20 protein-coding genes are annotated in these 21383 nt (G+C 38.2%); 11 read left to right on the top strand and 9 right to left on the bottom strand.

What is annotated here, in order from left to right; translation table 11 throughout:
- Positions 1-107: 107 nt before the first annotated feature.
- Genes EHQ43_RS07130 through EHQ43_RS07120 form a run of 3 tightly spaced genes read right to left on the bottom strand, consistent with a single transcriptional unit; the run spans position 108 to position 6013 of the window.
- Entirely contained in the window at positions 108-2375 is a 2268-nt protein-coding gene (locus tag EHQ43_RS07130) for an arginine/lysine/ornithine decarboxylase (protein WP_135741107.1), read from the bottom strand.
- A gap of 48 nt (positions 2376-2423) precedes the next feature.
- On the bottom strand, positions 2424-4742 hold the full coding sequence (locus EHQ43_RS07125; RefSeq protein WP_135770489.1) for a hypothetical protein: 2319 nt from the start codon (positions 4740-4742) through the stop codon (positions 2424-2426).
- The gene (locus tag EHQ43_RS07120) at positions 4739-6013 is read right to left on the bottom strand and encodes a valine--pyruvate transaminase (RefSeq protein WP_135770488.1); all 1275 of its coding nucleotides are present in this window, start codon (positions 6011-6013) and stop codon (positions 4739-4741) included. Before EHQ43_RS07120 ends, EHQ43_RS07125 begins: the two co-directional genes overlap by 4 nt.
- A 133-nt stretch (positions 6014-6146) precedes the next feature.
- Here EHQ43_RS07120 and EHQ43_RS07115 point away from each other — a divergent pair, with 133 nt between their 5' ends.
- Entirely contained in the window at positions 6147-7241 is a 1095-nt protein-coding gene (locus EHQ43_RS07115; protein ID WP_135770487.1) for a DegT/DnrJ/EryC1/StrS family aminotransferase, read from the top strand.
- A 99-nt stretch (positions 7242-7340) separates the two neighbouring features.
- On the top strand, positions 7341-8399 hold the full coding sequence (locus EHQ43_RS07110; RefSeq protein WP_135770486.1) for a hypothetical protein: 1059 nt from the start codon (positions 7341-7343) through the stop codon (positions 8397-8399).
- Positions 8400-8409: 10 nt separating this feature from the next.
- Here the strand turns inward: EHQ43_RS07110 and EHQ43_RS07105 are convergent, their stop codons facing one another.
- Entirely contained in the window at positions 8410-9198 is a 789-nt protein-coding gene (locus tag EHQ43_RS07105; protein ID WP_135754546.1) for an NADase-type glycan-binding domain-containing protein, read from the bottom strand.
- Between the two features lie 51 nt (positions 9199-9249).
- Between EHQ43_RS07105 and cutA the strand changes: the two genes are divergently transcribed.
- Positions 9250-9573, top strand: coding sequence for a divalent-cation tolerance protein CutA (gene cutA, locus EHQ43_RS07100; protein WP_135770485.1), 324 nt, complete (start codon positions 9250-9252; stop codon positions 9571-9573).
- On the opposite strand, the gene EHQ43_RS07095 is transcribed toward cutA, so the two are convergent.
- Entirely contained in the window at positions 9543-10280 is a 738-nt protein-coding gene (locus EHQ43_RS07095) for a glutathione S-transferase N-terminal domain-containing protein (RefSeq protein WP_135770484.1), read from the bottom strand. The genes cutA and EHQ43_RS07095 overlap by 31 nt on opposite strands.
- A 100-nt stretch (positions 10281-10380) precedes the next feature.
- Between EHQ43_RS07095 and EHQ43_RS07090 the strand changes: the two genes are divergently transcribed.
- The 3 genes from EHQ43_RS07090 to EHQ43_RS07080 all read left to right on the top strand — a co-directional run bounded on the left by EHQ43_RS07090 (position 10381) and on the right by EHQ43_RS07080 (position 13323).
- Positions 10381-11586 (top strand): M23 family metallopeptidase, encoded by a 1206-nt coding sequence (locus EHQ43_RS07090; RefSeq protein WP_135770483.1) that lies wholly within the window; start codon positions 10381-10383, stop codon positions 11584-11586.
- A complete protein-coding gene (locus EHQ43_RS07085; protein ID WP_135770482.1) occupies positions 11583-12785 on the top strand; it encodes a M23 family metallopeptidase in 1203 nt (400 codons plus the stop codon). Before EHQ43_RS07090 ends, EHQ43_RS07085 begins: the two co-directional genes overlap by 4 nt.
- A gap of 163 nt (positions 12786-12948) precedes the next feature.
- On the top strand, positions 12949-13323 hold the full coding sequence (locus tag EHQ43_RS07080; RefSeq protein WP_135741117.1) for a DUF2237 family protein: 375 nt from the start codon (positions 12949-12951) through the stop codon (positions 13321-13323).
- Here the strand turns inward: EHQ43_RS07080 and EHQ43_RS07075 are convergent.
- Both EHQ43_RS07075 and EHQ43_RS07070 read right to left on the bottom strand, forming a co-directional pair.
- Positions 13320-14576 carry a phospholipase C/P1 nuclease family protein gene (locus EHQ43_RS07075; protein ID WP_135741118.1) on the bottom strand — a complete coding sequence of 419 codons (1257 nt, stop codon included), beginning with the start codon at positions 14574-14576 and terminating at the stop codon, positions 13320-13322. The genes EHQ43_RS07080 and EHQ43_RS07075 overlap by 4 nt on opposite strands.
- Before the next feature lie 6 nt (positions 14577-14582).
- A complete protein-coding gene (locus EHQ43_RS07070; protein WP_135741119.1) occupies positions 14583-15422 on the bottom strand; it encodes an SH3 domain-containing protein in 840 nt (279 codons plus the stop codon).
- A gap of 135 nt (positions 15423-15557) precedes the next feature.
- Here EHQ43_RS07070 and EHQ43_RS07065 point away from each other — a divergent pair, with 135 nt between their 5' ends.
- Positions 15558-16406 carry a hypothetical protein gene (locus tag EHQ43_RS07065; protein WP_135770481.1) on the top strand — a complete coding sequence of 283 codons (849 nt, stop codon included), beginning with the start codon at positions 15558-15560 and terminating at the stop codon, positions 16404-16406.
- 237 nt (positions 16407-16643) lie between these two features.
- Here the strand turns inward: EHQ43_RS07065 and EHQ43_RS07060 are convergent, their stop codons facing one another.
- Together EHQ43_RS07060 and ilvC are read right to left on the bottom strand one after the other, a co-directional pair.
- Positions 16644-17963, bottom strand: a complete 1320-nt coding sequence (locus EHQ43_RS07060; RefSeq protein ID WP_015676354.1) for a thiolase family protein — start codon at positions 17961-17963, stop codon at positions 16644-16646.
- A gap of 44 nt (positions 17964-18007) precedes the next feature.
- Entirely contained in the window at positions 18008-19009 is a 1002-nt protein-coding gene (ilvC, locus tag EHQ43_RS07055) for a ketol-acid reductoisomerase (RefSeq protein ID WP_135741121.1), read from the bottom strand.
- Between the two features lie 398 nt (positions 19010-19407).
- On the opposite strand from ilvC, the gene EHQ43_RS07050 reads away from it, so the two are divergent.
- Genes EHQ43_RS07050 through EHQ43_RS07035 form a run of 4 tightly spaced genes read left to right on the top strand, consistent with a single transcriptional unit; the run spans position 19408 to position 21367 of the window.
- Positions 19408-19755 carry a hypothetical protein gene (locus EHQ43_RS07050; RefSeq protein WP_244242689.1) on the top strand — a complete coding sequence of 116 codons (348 nt, stop codon included), beginning with the start codon at positions 19408-19410 and terminating at the stop codon, positions 19753-19755.
- A 43-nt stretch (positions 19756-19798) separates the two neighbouring features.
- Positions 19799-20320 carry a hypothetical protein gene (locus EHQ43_RS07045; protein ID WP_244242688.1) on the top strand — a complete coding sequence of 174 codons (522 nt, stop codon included), beginning with the start codon at positions 19799-19801 and terminating at the stop codon, positions 20318-20320.
- A gap of 7 nt (positions 20321-20327) precedes the next feature.
- Positions 20328-21017, top strand: coding sequence for a hypothetical protein (locus tag EHQ43_RS07040; RefSeq protein ID WP_135770479.1), 690 nt, complete (start codon positions 20328-20330; stop codon positions 21015-21017).
- Positions 21014-21367: a hypothetical protein gene (locus tag EHQ43_RS07035; protein WP_244242687.1), complete on the top strand. Its 354-nt coding sequence runs from the start codon at positions 21014-21016 to the stop codon at positions 21365-21367. Before EHQ43_RS07040 ends, EHQ43_RS07035 begins: the two co-directional genes overlap by 4 nt.
- The last annotated feature ends 16 nt before the right edge of the window (positions 21368-21383 follow it).

Raw genomic sequence — 21383 nt, 5'->3', positions numbered from 1 at the left:
GAGAGATTTGATTGGCAATTTGCAAAAGGAATTGATGTTCTAAAACCAAAAGATGTTTCCGAAACACCTTCTGGTTTTAGATACCGTTCATTGTTTTAGTTCGATCTTTACGATTCCATCACACAATCTACATAGTATGATAAGTGTCCAGTCTCTGATTTTTCTTCCACTAGACCATGGATGTCCGTTTCAAAGCCAGGGAACTTTGCATTGAACTCACGGGCAAACTGTAGATACCGAATGATCGTCGTATTAAATTTTTCTCCTGGGATGAGAAGAGGGATTCCCGGTGGGTATGGAGTGAGGAGAACAGATGTAATCCTTCCTTCCAATTCGTCTATCGGAACTCGTTCGATATCACGATGCGCCATTTTTGCAAATGCTTCCGATGGTTTCATTGCAGGAATCATTGGACTCAAATACATCTCCGTTGTTAGGTGAGATATATTATTTGCTCGATACACTTCGTGCATGGATTGGCAAAGATCTCGTAATCCAATCCGATCATATTTCGGGTATGCTGCTGTAAACTTTGGCATCACTCTCCAAAGAGGTTGGTTCGAATCATAATCATCTTTGAACTGTTGTAATTCGGTTACCATAGTATTCCATCGGCCTTTTGTGATACCGATTGTAAACATGATAAAGAAACTATATAGACCAGTTTTTTCGACGATGATTCCATGTTCTGCTAAGTATTTGGTAAGGATCAGAGCTGGGATTCCCCAATCAGCAAATTCTCCTTCCACACTCATTCCTGGTGTGATGACAGTTGCTTTGATTGGATCTAACATATTAAATCCTTCTGCAATATCACCAAATCCATGCCAACGATCGTTAGCTTTTAAAATCCATTCATCACGTTCCCCGGCACCCTCTTCGGCAAGGGCTTCGGGACCCCAAACACTAAACCACCAATCTTCTTCTAATTCCAAACCTACTTTGCGCATGGCTCGCCTGAAATCCAAAGCTTCTTCTATGGATTCTTCGACAAGGGCATTCCCACCAGGTGATTCCATCATGGCTGCTGCCACATCACAAGACGCAATGATTGCATATTGTGGACTCGTACTTGTATGCATTAAAAATGCTTCGTTGAATAAATTTCTATCTAATGTTTCTTTTTCACTGTTTTGGACAAGGATCTGGCTTGCTTGAGATAATCCTGCAAGTAGTTTATGCGTTGATTGTGTGGCAAAGATCATACTTTCTTTCGGACGTGGCCTATCGGAACCAATGGCATGCATCCCAGTATAAAAACGGTGAAACGATGCGTGAGGTAACCATGCTTCATCAAAATGAAGGGTTGATATTTTGCCATCTAACTCTGATTTAATGTCTTCGACATTGTATAGGATACCATCATACGTACTTTGAGTGATAGTGAGAATCCTTGGATTTCCTTTTACATCTTTCGCAAACGGATGTTCTGCGATCTTCTTTTTGATATTTTCCCAGGTAAATTCGGATTTGGGGATTGGGCCTATGATCCCAAAATGGTTTCGTGTTGGCATAAGAAACACTGGAATGGCACCTGTCATCGTGATCGCATGCAAAATACTTTTGTGACAATTTCGGTCTACAATTACGACGTCACCTGGGGCAACGGTACTATGCCAAACAATTTTATTAGAAGTGGAAGTTCCGTTGGTCACAAAGTACAAACTATCACATTGGAAGATACGTGCGGCATTCCTTTCACTTGCAGAAATAGGGCCAGTATGATCTAAGAGTTGACCAAGTTCATCGACCGCATTACAAACGTCAGCTCGTAACATATTCTCACCAAAAAACTGATGGAACATTTGTCCTACTGGACTTTTTAAAAAGGCAACACCACCTGAGTGACCAGGACAATGCCAACTATAACTTCCATCATGAGCATATTGGGTGAGTGCTCGAAAAAAGGGAGGAGGCAAACTATCTAAATATGATTTTACTTCTCTGTGAATCGCACGCGCCATAAACTCTGGTGTGTCTTCAAACATGTGAATGAAACCATGTAGTTCTTTTAAAATACTATTGGGAATGTGGCGGCTTGTTCTTGTTTCCCCATATAAAAAGAGAGGGATGTCTGCGTTTCTATGACGTACTTGAGTAACAAAGTCTTTGAGTTGGCGGAGAGCATCTGGCACTTCCCCTTCGGTCTCCGGAGTAAACTCTTCATCATCTATGGAAAGGATGAACCCACATGCACGACTCTGTTGTTGTACAAAACTAGTGAGGTCTCCATAACTGGTTACACCCAGCACTTCGATCCCTTCGCCTTCTAAGGCCTTTGCAATTGCGCGAATGCCAAGACCACTGGCATTTTCGGAACGAAAATCTTCATCAATGATGATGATAGGAAATTGTACGATACCGTTTTGATACATCAACTCCATAGGAGGAGTGACCCGCAGAGAATCAAATGATTTTAGTTTCTAAACTCGTTTTTTCGGAAGGTATTTGTAATACTCCATCTCAACTGTGTTGATGAGATAGGTGTAGTATTTGACTAGTTTTTTATCGAACTTCTTTTTGTTCATTTCTTCGCGGTAAAAATCTGCCAATTGGCTTCGAAATAGTGCCGACTTCATATCATTTCGGTTGATGAGAATGGTGTTCGGAAGGTCACGCACCGCAACGTCATCAGGAATCAAAATTGTCGATACAGATTGTAAAACTGCGTATTCGACTGTGGATGCAACTTTGTCCTCGTCTTTTTCTTTGGCGAGAGTCATGTTGTTTCGTTTGATATTATCTAAATTTTCGTAGATACGTGATCGTAAAGATTTTGGATCTAAAACTTTGTCTGTGATTTTGTTAAACCGTTTTGGGAATACAAAGTTGTCTGCCGCTTTGTAGATGTGTGAGAGTTTTTCTTCTTTTTTGCTCGTCTCTTGTTCTTCTTCGTAACTTGGAGTTGAACTCGATGAATAAGATGGTTTTCCCCAATCACCAACACCAGAAAACTTCCCTGAGTTTTTGATATCTTCACGAATTTCTTCAGTCGTTTTTTCTCTGAAATAAATTGCGGCCAAAAATCCAAGAACAACAGAAAATGGAACACCAAAAAAGATTGGCATCGCAGAACGAAGGTAATATGCCGCTGTGATAAAAATCATCGTGCTTACAACAAAGGTTAAGATCCCAGGTACAACATTAAAACGTGATCGGATTTCATTGGATCTTTCTTTTTCCAATTCCTCCACTTCCATGTTTTTAACATCAGCATTGAGTTTTGCAATTAACTCTGGTTTGAGTTTACCATTGAGTCCTGGGTGTTTCGGATTGGAAAGTTTATGGTTGATAATTTTTGCATAACCCAACTGTTTTTTGTATTCAGGGTTGGTTCTCCCTTCAAACGCTAATTTGTGGATGACGGCTGCCATATAACCATGGTCTACAACGTAATAAACAGATCTACCATCTGGAGTTTTTTCTTCATGATAAGAATGTTCAGATAATACATCGTCTTTCAAACGTTTGATGTATTCTGAAACTTTATCTGGAGCAGTGATACCAGCATTTGCTACTTCTTCTTCGAAGTTGATGCGAAGCAGTGTATTGTGATTTTTTGTATGTTCTGGGATTTTGCTGATAACGGCATTTTTTACCGTTCCATAGATACTATCATCCTTTCTCGTTAATACAGATCCTTTCTCTTCTGAAAGGCGTTTTAAAATTTTTACACTGAGATCGATTGTTTCTTTGATTGATAGCGCTCTATTGTTTTTTTCTACAGGGAAAGGGAAGTTTTCGATGATGGATAAAAACTTTTTCACTTCTTCTTCCGGATTCATTTTTGATTCCAATGAAGAAAATTTTGGTTTTGATAGGTATTCGCTAAACTGTGCTAAAAACGATTCATATTTTGCATCTTTTGCAAGTTTAGTGAGTTGTTCTTTTGTGAAATGTTCTAATCCATTTAAGTGTGCAAGGATTTGGTTTACCACTTCTGGCAACCGTTTAAAACTTCCATCCGGTAAGATATTGAGTTCGTCGATGACAATATGATAATCTGTTAAAATGGGTAGTGCCAAGTTTTGTTCTCTAGCAAACAAGGTGAAATCTTGTAAAAAGTCTGGCATTGGGATGTAAGGAAGGTTCCCAAATCCTTTTCTTACCAGAGAGGAAATTTCTGCTTCAAGAGAGCCTAACTTGGGATAAAGCCAAGTATTTCCATCCTTGTTTTTCTGTAAAAGTAAAGCACCTGGGTTATCTTCGTCCCAGTTCCTACCTTTTTTGGCTCTGTTTTCTAATAATACTTTGATGAGTTCTTGGGAAAAACGAAAACATGCTTGTCTATATGGTTGAGTGTCCGTCTTATTCTCGTTTTGTGGTGCCACGAGAGCAATTTTTGATGAGATTTTACTCCCATTACGAATGAGATAAGGGTATGCATAGGCAGCTCTGTTTTGGCCTCGATGGTCGATGTCTAAGATTTGCCTTAGAGCGTGGTGGATGGAATTTTCAGATCTGCCTTGAGCGCCAAGGTTTGTATACTTTCCCAGCGCCTCGGGAAGTTTATCCACCGTCATGAGATACGATGCATGTTTTTCTTTACTTCCGTGTTTCTCTACACGTTTGTGCCAGTCTTTTAATTCATCGAGGATACAACGTGCCGTTGGAGTAAGGCTACCAACAGAGTCAGATAAAAAAATATAGGATTGAGCAGAAGGGCTGTCTGAAGAATTTTCTTCACGTGAGGTAGGGTTTTCTACGACTGTGTCTGATAAATCAATACTATCTTCGCTCATTTGGATTTCGCCTGATGAGAGGCCACAATTTCTGCAAGGATTTGGGCTCCCCTGGCTAATTCTTCTTCCTTACGGCAATATGTCAAACGTATGCATTCTTCCGTATGCGAAAAATCAGTGTTTAGTCCAGGAAAGAAATAATGTCCTGATACGATGAAGAGCCGTTTATCTTTACAAAGGTGATACAATTTTTGATTCGAAATAGAGAGGGAAGGGAATCGAATCCAAAGGAAAAACCCTCCCATTGGATCATGGATTTCGTAGTCCACACCCATTTTTTGAAAGGCAGTAGTGAATAACGCTAACGCTTGATCACGTTTTGCTTCATAAAACGGACGTAAGATGTTTATCGATAATTTGGGAAGGATATCCCTTTGGAATAGAAGCTCCATCATATACACCCCCAAATTCCCAACAGCAAGGTTTCCCACCGCAGAAAAGGAAGAAACAGTTTCGATTGTATCTGAATCCGAAATCAAAATTCCCAATCGCACACCAGGTAAGCCAATCTTTGAAAAACTTAAGGAAATGGTTCGTCCACTTTCATAATGGATTGGTGCTTCGTTCCCAATTAAGTTGGGGAATGGATTTCCATAAGCTAAATCGATGAGTAATGGGATATTTTTGGGTTTTGTTTTTTCTTCCATCCATTCCAAGTCGGAAAGGGATAGGATGTTGCCAGTTGGATTGGTAGGCCGCGAGATAGCAAGTGCACCAACATCTGTCAAATCAAATGATCTTTTGTCCAACTCGTAACGGAATCGATTTTTTCCCGTTGGTACAACGTTTGGTGGGTTTGCGATAAATGTACCTTCATTAATCGTTTGGTCCGCATAACCAATGTATTCTGGGACAATCGGCAAAAGTATCTTTTTAAAACTTCCATCCTCCATAGGACCTGCGTGAAGATTGAGAAGATATGAATATGCATTTTGGCTTCCATTCAAAAAAGCGATGTTTTCTTTTTTTAGATTGGATTGGAGGAGTGGAGATAAATACTCTGCTGCGACTTCTCTGAAGTGGTCATTGCCAATCGGTGCTTGGTAGTCACCGAGTAGAGACTTTACATTGGGATCTTTTGCCAAAGAAGCAAACACATCCTGGAAGATCTCTTCTGCTTCAGGGATATGGGCAGGGTTTCCCCCACCAAGTAGGATTTCATCTGGATGGCCAGTTGCTTTTCCCAAATCGTCCATGAGAGAACGAATCCCTTGGTTCTTTCGGAGTCGATTGGCCCAGGAGGAGTAAATTTGGTCCATGGTTTCGGTCATTTTCCGAGAACTTTGTCTAATCAGAACCAATTTTCCTATGATTGATTAAAATTATGTTCGCATTTCAAAAAATGAAGTGACATAATTCATAAATGGGATACTTAAGTGACATAATAAAGAGGAGTGCTGTTGGATGAGCACCGAAACAATACAAAGACCGATTCGAAAAGAAAAAAATATCGAATTCTTCAAACCTACCCTTTCTAGAGAAGATCTGAAGGGTGTTTTAGAATGTCTCGTGGAAGAACATCTTTCCACCGGTGAAATTGTAGAACGTTTTGAAAAAACGTTTTGCCATACTTTTAAAATTAAATACGCTATCTCTACCAATTCCTTAACATCAGCATATCATCTCGCCTTGCTTGCATTAGGTGTAAAAGCTGGTGACACAGTTTTATTATCAAGTTATGCACCAATCTCTGCTTTGGATGCAATTTTTTTAATCCAAGCAAAACCAGTGATTGTCGACTTAAAACGAAATTCATTCCATCCTTGCCCAGAAGAATTTTTACGTAGAAAAAATGAATCAGGTGCAAAGTTTGCTTTATTTGATCATAGTTTTGGATCACTCATACGTTTGAATGAGTATTCCATTGAAGGGTTGGAGGTGATTGAAGATTTCACTGAGGCCATTGGTGCTACATCTGAATCCATCACAGTTGGAAAACAATCCAAGATTGCTATCTGCGGACTTAGCGCAGAAAACATCATTACAACTGGAAATGGTGCAATGATCATCACTTCTGAAAGTAATTTAGCAAATGCGATTAAGTCTTACAAGTCAGGATCCTCGGCCAAACGTAATTTTGGTGAACCTAAGTATGATTATAATTTAGTGGATTACCAAGCGGCACTTGGGATTGAACAATTATCAAAACTTGGTGTGATTTTAGAACGAAAGAAAAAAATTGCATCTGCTTATTTACAAGCCGTACAAAACTCTCGACTTGAAACATATTTCCAAAATTCAAATGAGGATACGTTCCAAAGATTTCCAATCATAGTTTCCGGTCAAAATTATGAAGAGATCCAAAGATACTTTAAATCCATTCATATAGGAACACAGCGGACAGTTGAAGAACCACTCCACAGAGTTTTGGAAGAAAACCATCTACAGTTCCCAAATGCGGAGAGATTATTTCAAAGAGGGCATTGTATTCCGATTTATCCAAACTTAACAAAAGATAATGTGCAAAGGATTGCTACTGCTATCCGACGCATCTATTGATTGGTGCCAAAGTTATATTATCTCGACTCATTATTTGAGTACAAACTCCATTCACCTCCATTGACTCTCGATTCCTCTCTAAAGAGAAGGAATCGATGTTTGGAAAAACTATTTTTCCCCATATCCAATGCAGAGGATTACATACTCGTTGAAGAAAATCCCAGTGATGAATTATACTCTCATTGGAAAACAAAAGGTCTTACACCCGGAATCCCTTGCGGAACTGGAGTTTTACTCGAAGGTGTGACTTTTGTTGAATGGGGGAAGAGGCATCACTTTGAAGAGGGTGAACTTGTGATTGACCCCATTCAATTGGAGGCCTCTCGGTATTTAAATTCAAAAGTAACCCAGTTGGATTTTAGAAAAAACCACTCTCCATTAAAAGCAAAACTAATTACTTCCGAAGAACATCTATTTGCTGAATTAGAAGAAACAAAATTGCCTATTGTATTAAAGAGCGAATACGGACTCGCAGGACGAAACCATATCATCTTTAAAACTCATTCGGATTCATGGAAAATCTCGCAAGTCAACAAACGTCTGTTTGGCTTTCCTGTTGTATGCGAAGAGTGGGTAGGTGATTCCCGATTTTTTGATTTTTCGACACTCTGGGATGTGAAAGAAGGTGAATTTTTTTATCTCACGTCGACAATGATGTGGATTGACCCTGACGGTGGTTTTCGTGGGATTCGAATTGGTGGCGGAGAAAATGAATACCAATCATTGTTTCTTTCAAAAGTGTATGACTTAGTCAAAGATTTAAACAATTTGGTTCCGAAAGAATATTCTGGCCCCTGTGCGATCGATGGTTTCCTTTATTCGGAAAATGGAATTACAATTGTGCAACCAGTTTCAGAGTTTAATTTTCGTTATTCGATTGGTCGTATTTTGTGGGAAGTTCGTAATAAACGAAAACCTAAAACCGAGACAGTCAGCGGTTTATTAGTATTGCCATATCCAAAACAAGGAAAACTAGATGAATGGTCTTTGTTAGGAAGATTGGAAACAGAATTAAATAGTGAATTGATTTTATTAACGCCCGTTAGGGATAGTTCTGGAAAACCTTATCAAAATGCGGTTTTGTATTTTGAAGCCACAGTGGAAAAGGAATCCACTGTGGTTGAAACAATTTGGTCTTCTTGGACAGACCCCATTTAAAATTAATTTCTTACACTTCGTCTCGGTTTAGGATAAATTCGTGTTTTCCATTAATTTCAATGGTAGGATCAGTTGCATTTCCTCTTCTTTTGATTTCTAAAATATCAGTATTTGTTAAAGGCAATGTCGCTTCTAAGCTCACGATGACTTTGTCACCTTTTTCAGTCCAAGTGCATAACATTTTTGCTGTCTCGTAACCCATTTCACAAGTTCCGTCGTTATGAAGTTGGATCCTTGCGATATTGGATTTTGTTTTCCACTTTCCAATGGCCCATGTATTTTTAGGAGGAACGAGGGCAGATCCAGCTTGCTCGGAATCAAACATTAGTTCTGCGATTGCTGTATTTTCAGAATTGGTTCCTTTATAAACTTCTTGGATGGTTAAAGATATTTCTTTTGCACGAATTTCATTCTTAAATTCTATCACCTGTCTGGAAAGAGAGTCTTTTAAAGTGACAATTTCTTCATTACCAGTTTCGGTTGTGATTTTAAGTTTTTTGATGCGATTATTGGCAGCCCAAAGTTTAGGATCACCAAACCCATTGTAAATAGAAAGTGATCGGAAGTTGATAGGAGATTTGTATTTGATTTGTAGCGTTTCTCCAACTCCTTCTCCGTCTACACCCTCTACCCAACTCGTTTTTAGTTTTCCATCCATGGCAAATACGGGTGTGTATTTTTTGGATTTTGGTTGGAGTTGGCTTGTGGATGTGATGGTAGGGGGATTTAATGATTGTGAAAAGAGTGGTAAACAGATACACGCGACGAGTACTGTGAATTTAGAAATACGACGATTCATAGAGCAAAATCATAAATATCTGAGTGAAAGAGCAAGTAGGAAAAAAAAATCATGGATATAGACACAAAATATGTGACCATTTATACGACGTTTCCATCAAAGGAAGAAGCAAAACAGACAGCAAAGAGTGTGATTTCAGAACATTTGGCAGCTTGTGCGAATCTCGTGGATAAAACAGAATCGATTTATGTCTGGAACGATGTTTTAGAAGAAACGAACGAAGTGATTTGTTTTTTAAAAACAACGATAGAAAAATCAGATTCACTGATGCAAAGGATCAAAGAATTACATTCTTATGAAGTGCCTTGCATCGTTGTTTGGCCCATTCTAAACGGAAATTTGGATTATTTAGATTGGATTCGAAAATCTTTGTAAAATTCTCTTATTTTTTCAAACAAGACATCATAACCAAGTTCGTTTCTCCATTGGATAAACGATTCAGGCATTTTGACTGAAGTAAACCAAGGATAGGCAGGTGATTCTTTTGGTTCCGATAACATTCCCATTAGGCTTGCAAGTGTTAAATCCACTCTTCCAAAAGTATTTCCATTAAAATATTTTTTTGATTTATAAATTTGGATGAGTTCTTTTGAACATTCATCTAATGCGAGTTTGACGACTTCTAAGTTTTTGGGTGTGATTTTATACCTACGTTTGAGAGATAAGGCTATTAATTCAAAATGTTCTGGTGGTCCAACTGTTTCTTCAAGTGTAGTTGGTTGTAACAAAAACAATTTTCCAACAATATCTGGATAATCTAAAATGAAATGGTATAAAAGAGTTTGTAAGCTTTTCCCAATTTGGTTGTCTATTTTTTCCTCCATTTGTCTCTCTTCGTCTGTTGCTTTTTTACCAAATGCTTTTTCCTCTACTAGATCTAGAATAGAACTAGAGCCTTGTATAACACCTGAATCTGTTTCTAATACAGGCACATACAAATCACTCACGATTGGTTTTAATGTTTGGATATGTTGGCCGGGAATTAGTGGGTTTAGCTCGTAAGGATAATTTGCTAAATCAAGTCCCCATCTTGCTTTTTCAGAAAAGTGAGAAATTGGGAATGTATATAACTTTGCACTCATCTGCTCACTTTCATATAAAATAAATCTTTAGGCAACTATGTTTTTTGTGATGAAAATAGATTGTCGAATGAGTTCTATTCTTTAATATGATTCCATCTTTATGAGAATTTGGTTTTTTTTGGTAACACTCATTTATCCCTTAGGGTTGTTATATGCAAATGAACCTCTTTCTTATTGTTCAATGAATCGTGTATGTGTAGATTTTGTACCCAATCGTAAAGGTGTAGATGTCTATTTTCACAATAAAATTGCGACTAATGTAACTGAAACCTCTCTTTCGGTGAATGCGATTGTTAAAAATATGAAGAGTTCTGTTCCTCTGCCTCTTGTAACGATCCTAAAAGGAAAAAAGAGAAAAAAACTGTTCCAATTAAAAACCATTCAAAACCAGAAAAAAGTATCTTATAAAATTCAATACAAATGGATCCTTGGGAATTACAATGTAACACATAATTCGCACTATATATATGACTTACCGTTTGATTCAAAATTGAAGGTCAGGGTATTCCAAGGTTATCATGGAAAAAAAACACATTCGGGAGACAATCGGTTTTCAATCGACTTTGGATTAAAGGAAGATGATTTGGTAACAGCTGCAAGGTCTGGAATTGTCATTGATACGGAAGAGAAAAACAATGAGGGTGGATTTGATCCCAAATTCCAACAGTCTGCAAATTTTGTAAAAATCAAACATGATGATGGAACCATTGCCGAATATGCACATTTACGTTATATGGGTGTATTAGTCAAAAAAGGCCAATACGTAGGAATCGGAACCTTGCTTGGTTATGCGGGAAGTACGGGTTATAGTGAGGGCCCACACCTTCATTTTGAAGTATACCAACCAACTCGTTCACTACGCAAAAAAACGATACCTACTCGATTTAGAACACAATCAGCTGAGGCAGAGTATTTAACCGAAGGCATGCTTGTTTGGCGGAGAGAAACTTCGGCGCCCATTGAGAAGAAATTAGTTGATGTAGACCAAATTCTTTTATGTGACAATTTGGATGTAACTTCGACAAATTTGTGTGACCAAACTACTTTTTCAAAATTGGCTCCAATTTATATCTCTCTTCCCATTTTAAAACCTGATGTTTATACTTTTCAATTGAATTTACGTAAAAAAGATAGTAATGTGTTATACGAATATGGTTGGGAATCCAAGAAGGAAGATTGGGTGTCGTCATTTATGATTCCGATACAGGATTTTCAAGAACCGCTGGAAGGTGATTGGACCTTAAATGTTTCAGCAAATCATGTTTTTCAAAAGAAAATCGAATTTCAGATAACGAGTTTAAAGTGAAAAAGTTAATATTGATTTTTTGTTTAATAGTTACAGAGTTATCAGCTTCACCAGAGTTAGTTGGTAAAGAAGAGTGCCTTGCTGAAAATACCTGTACAATTCTTGTTCCAATTGAAAATGGATTTGAATTGTATCTTAAAAATAAAAATCCTAATTTAGATATATTTCGATCTGTTGAATTCAATTTATCAGTTAAAAACTTAAAAATAACACAAGAATTCCCTAAGTTTTTTGTTTTAAGAGATGGTGAACCCGTATTTGTTACTAAACTTTTGGTTGAAGATCCAACTAAATCAAATTTTTACTCAATTTCAATCAGGGTGAGCAATGGAGATTGGGACGCTGTACATGATGATTCTTTTACATATTCACTACCATTTTCAGATGGAATACGTGCGAGAGTAGGCCAAGGTTATAATGGTGGATTTACGCATTCGGAAAATTTGAAATACTCAATCGATTTTACAATCCCAGTAGGAACGCCAATACATGCAGCACGCAAAGGAACAGTTATTTCTTTTGCGAAAAAGTACTCTGAGGGTGGAGTTCGTAAAGATTTACTTTCAAAAGCAAATTTTATCATGATCCAACATGAAGATGGTACAATCGCCAATTATGCCCACTTGAAAAAAGATGGAGTGGTTGTCGAAATCGGAGACAAAGTGGAAGAAGGTCAATTAATTGGTTACTCGGGTAACACTGGTTTTTCGCAGGGTCCACACCTTCATTTCGAAGTGCATAAACTGACAAAAGATTTTCAATTGATGACCATACCCACACAGTTCCGCACACAATATTCCGATAGAGAATTTATTTCTCATTTATATATGTATTGGAAACCTAGAAGAGGGATTGATCCGCCAAAAACTGAAATATTGGAAGAAGATATTTTACTTTGTAAATCCAATGGACAAGATATATTAACTAAATGTAGAGATACAAATTTTCGGTTAGGTGATCGATATGCGATTCAATTAGAATACATAAAACCTACCAAAAATCAAATTGAACTTTTTCTAAGTATCGATGGTAACTCCGTAGAACCTTTTTATTTGAAATGGATTACTCAAAAAGAAAGTGTAATCGAATTTCGAATCTTCGAAATACCCAAAAGGTCCAGTTTTATCGGAAAATGGAAAATGCTCGTAAAGGTAAATGGCGAAGAAAAAAAGATATTTTTTTTCCAAGTGAATGCATAAGTGTTTGACTAGCAAATATATGTATAGTAGTATGGCTATGGGCTTTCCAAGACCATTTGGTCGTACTGCGGGGGTGCAAACCCCCTTCTTTTTTCGACCCCTTCGATAAGAAACAACTTCCCTCAAAAATCTACTGCGGTTATCTATACATTTTGGTAGGTAAATGGACGAATCAATCAACGTACTCGGTGGACCACTTTTACCCTGTTCAACTGATCCTTTGACAGGATTTTTTCGTGATGGGTGTTGTAATACTTCTGACGAAGATTTTGGATCCCATACAGTTTGTGTCTTAGCAACTAAAGAATTTTTGGAATCCCAAAAAGAATCAGGGAACGATCTAATCACACCATGGCCGCAATATGCATTTCCTGGAGTAAAGCCAGGGGAACGTTGGTGTTTGTGCGCATCTAGATGGTTAGAAGCTTATCGAAATGGGGTTGCGCCTAAAGTATTTTTAGAATCAACCCACAAACGAGCATTAGAGATTATTCCTTTGGAGCTACTGGAACGATTTGCAGTAGAACCTATCGATTAATTGTTTCGTTGTATCGCATCCAAATAAGCTCTAGTATGTTTGGATGTATTTCGTAATAAAGAAGCTAAAATTGTATGAATTGGATGATTTTCTTCATATAATTTTTCATATTTTAGTATGTTTAAGTTTTCCAATTGTTCGTCTGTCGGTTCACCTGCATCATAAGCTTCTTTGCAAACATTCACTCTTAAATCATCTAAACTTTTCCATTCGATTCGATCATTTGTACCAAAGGTCATAATTGAAGTCACTACAGGGTGATTCCAATTTTTAGTTAATATGAGATCTTTGATGAGATAATATTGGTATTCTTCAATTAAGGTATGGCGACCAGAAACAAATTGAATCATATTGTCTTTTGGAGTTTGGTAACCAACCATAGATACTAGTTGTACACCAATTTGTTTTGATGCACCTACTCTAGGTAACACTGACGAGTGGTATGGTTGTGTCAGGTCTTGGATGTAATGAAGTGCCCATCCTGCAAATCGATATCCCCAATAAGGATGACCCTTTGCAAATGCCAATTTTGATAATGATGTAAATTGGTGGATTCTTAATTCTGGATAAGTACGTTTTAAAAAACCTGCAAGTGTGAATATGATCGTTGGTTCATAAAAAAAACCCATATGAAAGGGTGCTTGAGAAGAATATTCGACTGCAGGATTTCCAAAAGGTTGGGTACCAAAACCATACACTTTCCCCACATCACTGTTGTTATCTTCAAATAAGTGTAAGTCTAAGTCATAATCAGGTTCATCTGTAGCCGATACTAAAACTTCATCTGCACCAATCATCTGTCCTTCATGTAATGAAAGGAATGTTTCGTTTACTAGTTTCCCTTTTTCATTGAGAGTAGTGAGCTGACCCAAGGGAAGGATTTTACCACTTTTTTTAGGAACAGATTGAATATAAAGAGCTGCTTTGTGATTGGGATTCACCCTTAAAGCTTTATAAAATTGTGTTACTAGGTCAGTTTCTTTGGTAATATTAGCGAATTTTAACTCATCTTTTGTTCTTGTTAAATGGGGGAGTCGAGTTAAAGCCCATTCTTCAGATAAAGAAAGTGTTTCTTGAATCGAATCTTTTTCTTTCGATAAAAAAGTTTTTAATGATTCTACTTTGACCATGGGTGCCTTTTGAGCTTTCCAATGGTCTTTTAATATCAAATAGGTGATCCCTGCATGGTTGTTCCATGCAAAACTTGGTATTGAAAAAGCGAGTAATGTTATGATGATAATAGTTTTATTCATTCGATTTTATTTTTCCTTTCTTTGAAACTGATTTCCTTTCCATATATATTCGGTTTGGTAAAAGTCATGTTGGTTTGTTTCTTCAACATCAAAACCATGCGTCACCTCGATGATCGTGTTCTCTTTTCCTTTTATTACTTTGCGTAATATTTTTTTATCTTCAGGTAAGGTTTCTTTTGGAAACACCAACCAAGTTTCTGAACATGAAGGAGGGTCACATGCACCAGGATTCCAGGAAAATTGTGGTAAAATTTTAAAATCCTGATTCAAAATGAATACTTGTTCATTTGTAAAACCATACTCAATTTCTGAAAAGATTAAATATTTGATAGCAAATAATGAATTTGGATTGGGTGAAAATTGTTTTGGATCATAAATTGTATGTTCCCACGTTTCATTACTCATAGGTCCAACCTCCCAATTGCCTTGGCTAATCAGCTTTGAACCTTGGATCATTTTTAATTCGAGTTTGCGTGTTTTAACACCTAAATTTTTACAAAGGATCATAAAATCACCGAGAAGAAATGAATAATCAGCAATCAACCCTCCCCAAAGGTAACCTGTATCTTCGCCCACTTGTACTTTGTACCAGTATTCTTTGACTGAATTCTGTTCTAGAATTTGGTTCGTTTTTGTGAGGATTTTTGCCGTACTACCAAGGGATAGTTTTTTGATGACCTTTCCATTTATGTTTCCAGAATCCCTGAGATTAACATTGTCACCAAATATTGAATAGGTGGATCCAATATTCTTTTCAGCAATATAATCATCCCAATGATTTTGCGAAAATATAGGGAAAGCGAAACAAAGGATAAGAAGATAAATGAATATTTTGTAACCCGACATAGTGTAATAAAATGAGAAGTTTTGAACCTGAGTCGATCTCTTTTCGGTAGGGAGGGTATTTTTCTATAATTGAGAAGTCGATAATTTTAGTAAGGTTCCTTTGAAGAAACGATATTATATACTTTTGGATCAATCATGAAACCCTATTCGTTAGAACAAATTCGAATCTTAGAAGAGAAAATGATCACTTATGAAATATGGGTGTTTGTCTTGGTTTTGTTTGTTGCCGTACTTCTACTCATTGTAGTGATGCAGCGATTAACTTTGGCAAAATTTAAATCTTCTGAACTATTTAAACTCAAACACAATCTCAAATTGAATGAAAGGGAGATTGATAAAAAAGATTCTTATGATGCAAACATTGCAAGTGTCCAAACAATCACTCAAATTCCAATCCATAATGAATTAATCGTAACAGGAAAAGATTTACCCGAACCAGGTACACTTTATAAATTTTCTATTCCTAGTGATGGAAAACGTATGATCGTAATTGGTCAGAGAGAGGGAAATGTGATCACACGTTCATCTGAGGTTTTGGATCATCATTTAACAATTGATATTTGTCCTATCGATCAATCAAATTTAGAATATTTGTCTTATAAGATTGAATTTCGAAGAGAGGGGAAAGTTCTCTTCCAACTCCCTCAGTCAAAAGACTTTGTTCCTATGGAGATGAAGGAATCAGTATTGATTTCCAATAACAATCACATTGAGAGTATTCCGATTTTTTCTAAAATTAGTTTGGATTCACCTATTCGTTTTCGATTGGGAGGTAAATTGAATCTTGATGGAAAATTTAATATAGGATATTTCGAATTTCATTTATATACGAAGGATATTCTGGAGAGAACTGGAAGTGGTACCAAACGAATTGAAAAACAATTTTACGTGAAGTTGTATAAGATCGTTCCGGGGTATGATACGGCCAAGCAGACAAGGGATGGGATTGTGCCGATGCTTGCGAGGTTTGGGGGGAAAGTGTGAATCTTCTATCCCCGCCCTGTATTGGGTGGGGTTAACCACCCGCCACCCAATACGTCCTCTTTACCACATCATAGCCTTTCTTTCAAATCCCTTCGCCGAAATGCAAAATTCTTTTCAAAAGAGTTCACCTTTTGCATCATTTGTATTCTTAAGATTTCCATCCCAAAAAAAAAGCCAAGGTTACCCTTGGCTTTTTTTCGATCTTTCGAACGAACGTAATTGAATCTTGGATTCGAATTATGGTCTTTCTACAATCATTGAACCTGCGATCCCACCGTGTGCACAAGCAGTTACGAGAACTTTCTTTGCATCTTTGTTTTCATGGAAGTCCATGATCGCATTGTGTAGGAGTCGAACCCCTGTAGCACCAAACGGGTGTCCAATGGCAATGGATCCACCATTAGGGTTGATCTTTTTGGCATCAAAGTTCTTTTCCCAATCAAAACCTGTTCTGATTTTGATTTCTTCAAGAGCTGCTACTGCAGTTGCTGCAAATGCTTCATGGATTTCGATCACATCGATGTTTTCTACTTTTTCGCCAACTTCTTCAAGGAGACCAAGAGTTGCTTCTGCTTGCCCAAGTCCCATAAGGTTTGGTGCAACACCTTTCATTTTGAAACCTGTTACAACTGCTTCTGCTTTGAGACCGAGTCTTTTTGCTGCTGCTTCAGAAGCGACAATGATTCCCGCTGCTCCATCAGAACGTGGGCTTGCATTGAAGATGGAAACAGTAGGGCCGTGCGATTTTTTCAAATCTTTTCCATACTTTTCTTTCCAAGCATCAAATTTCATTGCTGGGTTATCAAACATAAGCATTGCGCGACCCATACGAGTAGGGTTTTTCACAAGACCTTCGCGAAGAAGAACCGCTTCGTCCGCTTGGAGTGGGTTTCCTTCATCGTCTTTTACTTCCATGATATATGGTTTGTAACGACCTTCTTGTGTTGCTTCGAATGCTCTTTTGAAAGATTCGTATGCTACTTTGTCTTGAGTTTCCCGTGGGAGTGCATAGTTTTGTGCGAGGATTTCTGCCGTTACTTGCATTCCGTAAGAAGTTTCCCCATCACCAAGACCATCTTCTAATGTATCACGAAGTTCTACTCCTTCAGGAAGGTCGTTTGGAAGGAGTTTCACAAGTGAATCTAAGCTGTTTGTTTTTTTGTTAAGGCGAGCATTTTTCACAACGAAAGGCATAGATGTTTGGGATTCTTCACCGATTACGAGGAAGACTTCACCTTCACCTAACATAATTCGGCGAGACGCTTCCGCAACTGCTTCGAGTCCAGATACACAATTGTTTGCCACTGTCAAACATGGAATTTCTAAAGGCAGGTTCATGAGGTTGGCAATCACACGAGCAGAGTTTGGTGCATTTGAGAATCCTTCTCCCACGATCACACCGTCAATGTCAGTTGGTTTTAAACCACTGCGTTTCATCACTTCTTCACCCACTAGTTTCCCTAAGTGGTGGCCTGGATACTGTGCGAGCGCCTTGCCTATTTGTGCAAAAGGAGTTCGTGCAGGGGCTGCGAGTACAATCTTTTGTGTTACTTTCATATAAAATCCTTCTTTCTTTCTTCTAACTTAAGTTACCTAAACCATTACTTTGCGAGCCACTTCATCATCGAACGTAGCTTTGTTCCTACTGCTTCGATAGGATGAGCCGCATTTTTTTCTTTGAGTTTTTTGTATTCAGGGTATCCAGCTTTTGTATCAGCCATCCAACGTTTTGCAAACGCTGCACCCTTGTCTTTTTGGATGTCAGTCAGAACATCTTTCATACGAGCTTTCACACCTGCATCAATCACACGTGGGCCACTGATGTAATCTCCATACTCTGCAGTATCAGAGATAGAAAAACGCATACGAGCTAGTCCACCTTCATAAATAAGGTCAGTGATGAGTTTTACTTCATGCAAACATTCAAAGTAAGCGATTTCTGGATCGTATCCTGCTTCTGTAAGTGTTTCAAAACCACTCATGATGAGGTTTGCCACACCACCACAAAGAACCGCTTGTTCCCCAAAAAGGTCTGTTTCTGTTTCTTCACGGAAAGAGGTTTCTAAAATTCCTGCTCTTCCTCCACCAACTCCACTTGCATGTGCGAGTGCGCGAGCTTTTGCTTGGCCTGTTGCATCTTGGTAAATTGCGATGAGGCATGGAACCCCACCACCTTCCGTGTAAACACGGCGAACCAAATGTCCTGGACCTTTGGGAGCCACCATATACACGTCTACGTTTTTAGGAGGAGTGATGAGATCGTAGTGGATGTTAAATCCATGCGAGAAAACAAGAGCCTTTCCTTCCGTAAGGTTTGGTTCTATGTCCGCCTTATACATGTCAGCTTGGATTGTATCAGGAGCAAGGATTTGGATGATGTCCGCTTTTTTAGAAGCTTCTGCTACATTATAAACTTCGAAACCAGCTTCTTTCGCTTCTTTCACTGATTTAGATCCATCGCGAAGTCCAATAATGACTTTCAAACCAGAATCTTTCATGTTTTGAGCTTGGGCGTGACCTTGGCTTCCGTAGCCAATCACTGCAATGGTTTTACCTTTAAGGAGATTGAGATCGCAACTGTCGTCGTAATAGATATTTGCCATGGATGGGGCACACTTCCTGCGGAAAATTTAACTGATTTTTCCATCATTTTGAACTATAACAAGGGAAACAAGAACGAATTAGGGCGCCTTTCCTTGCTTGCTCCGGACTCACGCATTCGCTTCGGTCCTTCGGACGGCTAGCGCCTCCTCCACATCAAGGGCGCGAGGTGACATAATATTTTATCTCCATGTTTCTAACTTTGTTTCTCATCTCAAATCTTCTCAATGGATTACCTTCCCTATGATCGAACATTTGCTCTTTCTGAAACGATTTCGAAACCGTGGTCCCTTTCCTTTGTCCAAACTTTTTCTCCTGTCCTCATACATCAGATAGGTGATCCCCGCAACTGCGGAAACCCTCCATTTCAAAACCATTGTTTGGCATCTATACTTGGATCATGATGAACCGAATCAATTTTGAATCCATCCAAACCATTAATCGTAAAAAGCTTGTTAGGTGGGTAATCTCCTTTTTGTTCCTTGGTGGTATGTCTTTTCTAAGTGTGGGATGTATCACTCCTGGTATGGGAGATGATTCTTACTACACAAGAAACCAAGGCCAAAGTGGTCACTACTACCGACAAAATCACATTCCTTATCACGGAAATTCGTATCGGTATGGAGTTCCCTACCATGGCGGAGGAAGCCAGTTTCACCTACCGAGGTCAGGTGGAGGGCATAACCCAATGCACATCCCAGGCGGGCGTTACCAAAACTTAGGTCGTCCAGGGAAATGGAGGTTGTAATTCATTGTACAACAAAAATTCCCTAGAATCCAAACGCCGGAAGATGGACCTTAACCGTACAATTTGTCCAAAAAGGACTGGTTTCGTAGCAAAGAATCAATCCTTCACATGGATGGTTTTGGTCTTTCGTCTATCCCTGATACTTGTAACCCTTCTTTCTTACTCTTGCGCAAGCCTTTTGCCAAAAGAGAGGAGGGTCTATCCGAAAAACCCCATCCATTTACCAGCAGGAATGGACATCCATGAGTGGGTGCAAACAAAGAAGGAACAATATCCCAATAGGCTTCGGGTGTATGACCTGGACTCTAATTCGTATAAGATCCAATACTTTCGGAGAGAGTTGACTTCGATTGGTTCCTTTATTTCCTGCGCAGCTTACCTCCGCCAAACCAATACCAAATCCATCGAGATGTTAGAGATGATTTTCAATGTCAATTACGCAGACTATCATAAATCCATGATCCCTCGGGGTGGTGAACTTGGCCCCATGAATGAAAAGGAAAGGGCTGAAATCCTTCTTCCTTGCATCGAAGAATTTTTAACCCCTCCCCAAACCAAGGAATGATCTGTCTGTGAAATATATTTTAATCTGTTGTATTTTATTTATAACTCAATGTGCCTTTGCCAATTTAGAACACCAACTCAGGACCTTCCCGAAAGAACTGGAGAAAAACAAAATTGGTGAATCCATCACCATTTTAAACCAAAACCGAATGTTCTATCAGAAAGGGCATAAACGATATGTTGAAATCAATCCCATGTTTGGAATGCCATGGAATGAATACTTTTCAAAACAACAAAAACAAATAGGATATTCTCGATACCAATGGAAAACAGTCTATGTTCACAACATAGACGATAAAAATTTTGAACTTACGAATGTTAAAACAGACTATGTACTTTTTGTAGTAGCAAATCGGCCCAAGAGTGATTGGGAAGAAGGGAATCTAGTTCAAGTATTACAAATGTTAACTCTTTGTTTATACCCATGCCAAGAGAAATTAAATTTAGAAATAACGGTTAAATTATACCACCAAAACCGTTTGGTCACTGAGAAAAAGAATACCCAAATGGCAACACGCTATATCAGCCCTTGGTACATTTTTATACCTTACCGATTTCAAAAACGTGATTTTGGGAATGCTTTTAATGAACCAAACATTGTATCTACCATGTATTTACAAGGATTCCAAGAAGCCATTGATGAAATATCTTTAAACCTTCGAAGTGATGTGGCAAATGAAAGCAATGATGTTCCATGAACAATGAGTCAGTTTTGGTATATTTTTACGATTGGATGGATACAAAAAAGAAACATTTCCCAAATCATTTACAAAGTTATACACCATATGGAGTTGTTTATAAAATTAGGTACTTTCGTCAAAAGAACACTAGTTTCGGATCCTATATCTCTTGTAGCGCTTATATTAGACAAATTCATGGAAATTCAATAGAACTAGTTGAACTGGCATTTTTGATCAATCATTCAGATTATCAAAGATCTGTGAATCGTTTCAATAAAGGAGGAGACTTAGGACCTATGAACGAAGAGGAACGATCGGAGATCCTTCTTCCATGTATTGAAGAGTTTTTAACACCTCCATATGCATGAAGACGATCAGATGATG

Origin of the sequence: Leptospira bouyouniensis, assembly GCF_004769525.1 — a bacterium.
GTDB classification, from domain to species: Bacteria; Spirochaetota; Leptospiria; order Leptospirales; family Leptospiraceae; genus Leptospira_A; species Leptospira_A bouyouniensis.
Note: the sequence above shows the minus strand (reverse complement) of the source record. Positions and strands in the feature narration are given on the sequence as shown.

Coding starts and splice junctions, on each gene's coding strand:
- EHQ43_RS07130 (WP_135741107.1), bottom strand. CDS start 2,375: ATGTATCAAAACGGTATCGTACAATTTCCTATCATCATCATTGATGAA.
- EHQ43_RS07125 (WP_135770489.1), bottom strand. CDS start 4,742: ATGAGCGAAGATAGTATTGATTTATCAGACACAGTCGTAGAAAACCCT.
- EHQ43_RS07120 (WP_135770488.1), bottom strand. CDS start 6,013: ATGACCGAAACCATGGACCAAATTTACTCCTCCTGGGCCAATCGACTC.
- EHQ43_RS07115 (WP_135770487.1), top strand. CDS start 6,147: ATGAGCACCGAAACAATACAAAGACCGATTCGAAAAGAAAAAAATATC.
- EHQ43_RS07105 (WP_135754546.1), bottom strand. CDS start 9,198: ATGAATCGTCGTATTTCTAAATTCACAGTACTCGTCGCGTGTATCTGT.
- cutA (WP_135770485.1), top strand. CDS start 9,250: ATGGATATAGACACAAAATATGTGACCATTTATACGACGTTTCCATCA.
- EHQ43_RS07095 (WP_135770484.1), bottom strand. CDS start 10,280: ATGAGTGCAAAGTTATATACATTCCCAATTTCTCACTTTTCTGAAAAA.
- EHQ43_RS07090 (WP_135770483.1), top strand. CDS start 10,381: ATGAGAATTTGGTTTTTTTTGGTAACACTCATTTATCCCTTAGGGTTG.
- EHQ43_RS07080 (WP_135741117.1), top strand. CDS start 12,949: ATGGACGAATCAATCAACGTACTCGGTGGACCACTTTTACCCTGTTCA.
- EHQ43_RS07075 (WP_135741118.1), bottom strand. CDS start 14,576: ATGAATAAAACTATTATCATCATAACATTACTCGCTTTTTCAATACCA.
- EHQ43_RS07070 (WP_135741119.1), bottom strand. CDS start 15,422: ATGTCGGGTTACAAAATATTCATTTATCTTCTTATCCTTTGTTTCGCT.
- EHQ43_RS07065 (WP_135770481.1), top strand. CDS start 15,558: ATGAAACCCTATTCGTTAGAACAAATTCGAATCTTAGAAGAGAAAATG.
- EHQ43_RS07060 (WP_015676354.1), bottom strand. CDS start 17,963: ATGAAAGTAACACAAAAGATTGTACTCGCAGCCCCTGCACGAACTCCT.
- ilvC (WP_135741121.1), bottom strand. CDS start 19,009: ATGGCAAATATCTATTACGACGACAGTTGCGATCTCAATCTCCTTAAA.
- EHQ43_RS07050 (WP_244242689.1), top strand. CDS start 19,408: ATGATGAACCGAATCAATTTTGAATCCATCCAAACCATTAATCGTAAA.
- EHQ43_RS07045 (WP_244242688.1), top strand. CDS start 19,799: ATGGACCTTAACCGTACAATTTGTCCAAAAAGGACTGGTTTCGTAGCA.
- EHQ43_RS07035 (WP_244242687.1), top strand. CDS start 21,014: ATGAACAATGAGTCAGTTTTGGTATATTTTTACGATTGGATGGATACA.